2 protein-coding genes are annotated in these 2464 nt (G+C 66.7%); both read left to right on the top strand.

Annotation, left to right across the window (positions count from 1 at the left end):
• Positions 1-65: 65 nt before the first annotated feature.
• Positions 66-1790, top strand: a complete 1725-nt coding sequence (gene argS / locus RH90_RS03070; RefSeq protein ID WP_010183817.1) for an arginine--tRNA ligase — start codon at positions 66-68, stop codon at positions 1788-1790.
• Positions 1790-2461, top strand: a complete 672-nt coding sequence (locus RH90_RS03075; RefSeq protein WP_010183818.1) for an SPOR domain-containing protein — start codon at positions 1790-1792, stop codon at positions 2459-2461. The genes argS and RH90_RS03075 overlap by 1 nt, the downstream gene beginning before the upstream one ends.
• The last annotated feature ends 3 nt before the right edge of the window (positions 2462-2464 follow it).

The following is a 2464-nucleotide window of genomic DNA, read 5'->3' on the forward strand; positions in this document are numbered from 1 at the left end:
TGATTTGAAGCCGCCCTCCGTATCCGCTATGCGCCGCGCTCGCAGACACCACCGGACGTGCCCCAATGACCCTCTACACCCGTTTCGCCGCGCATATCGACGCGGTGCTCGATGCTCTTGAAGCCAGCGGCGACCTGCCCGCTGGGCTCAACCGCGCGAACATCACGGTTGAGCCGCCGCGCGACACGAGCCACGGCGATCTCGCCACCAATGCCGCGATGGTGCTCGCCAAGCCCGCGCAGACCAATCCGCGCGCGCTCGCCGAGAAGATCGTCGCGCAGCTCGCTGGCCTCGACGAGGTCGAGAAAGTGTCGATCGCGGGCCCGGGCTTCATCAACATGAGCCTGACCGACGACACCTGGCGCGCCGAGCTTTCGGCGATCCGCGACGGCGGCGACGATTACGGCCGCTCGAACCGCGGCGCGGGCACCACGGTCAACATCGAATATGTCTCGGCGAACCCGACCGGGCCGATGCACATGGGGCATTGCCGCGGCGCGGTGGTGGGCGATGCGCTCGCCGCGCTGCTCGAATTCGCGGGCCACAAGGTGATCCGCGAATATTACGTCAATGACGCGGGCGGCCAAGTCGACGTGCTCGCGCGCTCGGTCCACCTGCGCTACCGCGAGGCGCTCGGCGAGACCGTCGAGATTCCCGAGGGGCTGTATCCGGGAGATTACCTCGTACCCGTCGGTCAGGCGCTCGCCGCCGAATTCGGCGACGCCTATGTCGGCAAGCCCGAGGGCGAATGGCTCGTGCTGTTCCGCACCAAGGCGGTCGCGGCGATGCTCGTGCTGATCAAGGCCGATCTCGCCTTGCTCGGCATCCATCACGACCTGTTCTCGTCCGAAGCCGAGCTGCAGGCGGCGGGCAAGCCCGAGGAGGCCGAGGCCGAACTGCGCTCCCGCGACCTGATCTATGACGGCGTGCTCGAAGCCCCCAAGGGCCAGGAGCTCGAGGATTGGGAGCCGGTCGTCCTCCCGCTGTTCCGCTCGACCCAGTTCGGCGACGACCAGGATCGCCCGATCAGGAAGTCGAACGGGCAATGGACCTATTTCGGCGCCGATCTCGCTTACCATTTCCAGAAGGCGCAGTCGGCCGACGCGCTGATCGACATCTGGGGCGCCGACCATGCCGGCACCGTCAAGCGGATCGTCGCCGCGGTGCAGGCGCTGACCGGCGGCAAGACGCGCTTCGACGTCAAGCTCGTCCAGATGGTGCGCCTGATGCGCGCGGGCGAGCCGATCAAGATGTCGAAGCGCGCGGGCAATTTCGTCACGCTCGCCGACGTCGTGAACGAAGTCGGCAAGGACGTCGTCCGCTTCACCATGCTGACGCGCAAGGCCGATGCGCAGATGGACTTCGATTTCGCCAAGGTGGTCGAGGCATCGAAGGACAATCCGGTCTTCTACGTCAACTACGCCCATGCGCGCGTCGCGTCGCTCCATCGGCGCGCTGCCGAGGCGGGAATCGTGTGCGATTCGATCGACTTGTCCCAACTTGACACGGAGGACCTCGCGCTGGTGAAGTTCGCCGCGCAATTCCCGCGGATCGTCGACACCGCCGCCGCAGCGCGCGAACCGCACCGGATCGCCTTTTATCTCTATGACTTGGCCGCCTCGCTCCACGCTTTGTGGAACGTCGGCAACGATCGGCCCGACCGGCGCTTCCTGCTGCCCGATAATCCGGCGATGACGTGCGCGCGGCTTTTCTTGGCCGACGCAATCGGGCAGATTATCCGTAACGGGTTGGGCATCATGGGCGTCCAGGCGGTCCAGGAGATGAACTGATGGCAGGCGAGTACGATATGCGCGACGAGGATCGCCTTCCCTGGCTCGAAACGGTTGAGGACGATTATGACGACGGCCCCTCGGTGGTGCGGATCATCGGGCTGATCGTCGCGGCGCTGCTGGTCGTCGCGGCGGTGATCTTCGGCTACCAATATTACAAGCAGCACCAGGGCAGCGACGGCAACGGCGCGCTGATCGCGGCGCAAGAGGGCGACTACAAGGTCAAGCCCGACGATCCCGGCGGTCTCAAGGTCGAGGGCGAGGGCGACAGCGCGATCGCGACGAGCAATGGCGCGGCGAGCGGCAACGCCGCGATCGACATGAAGGCGCTTCCCGAAAAGCCGGTCGCGGGCAAGAAGGCTCCGGTCGCGAAGGCCGAGGCTGGTGCGAGCAAGGCGGTCGCCAAGATCCCGTCGGCGGAGAAGGCTTCGGGCGGTGCGCTGGTGCAGCTCGGTTCGTTCGGCAGCGAGGCCGAGGCCGACACCAATTGGCGCACGATGTCGAAGAAGCATGCCGAGCTCGCATCGCTCGGCAAGTCGGTGCAGGCGGCGCAGGTCGGCGGCAAGACGGTCTATCGCCTGCGCGTCAACGCCGGCAGCGCGGGGCAGGCGTCGAGCTTGTGCGCGAAGCTCGCGGCGGCAGGGCAGGCCTGCTTCGTGCCGCGCGGTTGAACC

The sequence above is a fragment of the Sphingomonas sp. PAMC 26605 genome (assembly GCF_000241485.1).
Classification (GTDB): domain Bacteria; phylum Pseudomonadota; class Alphaproteobacteria; order Sphingomonadales; family Sphingomonadaceae; genus Sphingomonas.

What these genes read in the sequence shown, in the direction of transcription:
- argS (WP_010183817.1), top strand. Translation starts at nt 66, where the DNA reads ATGACCCTCTACACCCGTTTCGCCGCGCATATCGACGCGGTGCTCGAT.
- RH90_RS03075 (WP_010183818.1), top strand. Translation starts at nt 1,790, where the DNA reads ATGGCAGGCGAGTACGATATGCGCGACGAGGATCGCCTTCCCTGGCTC.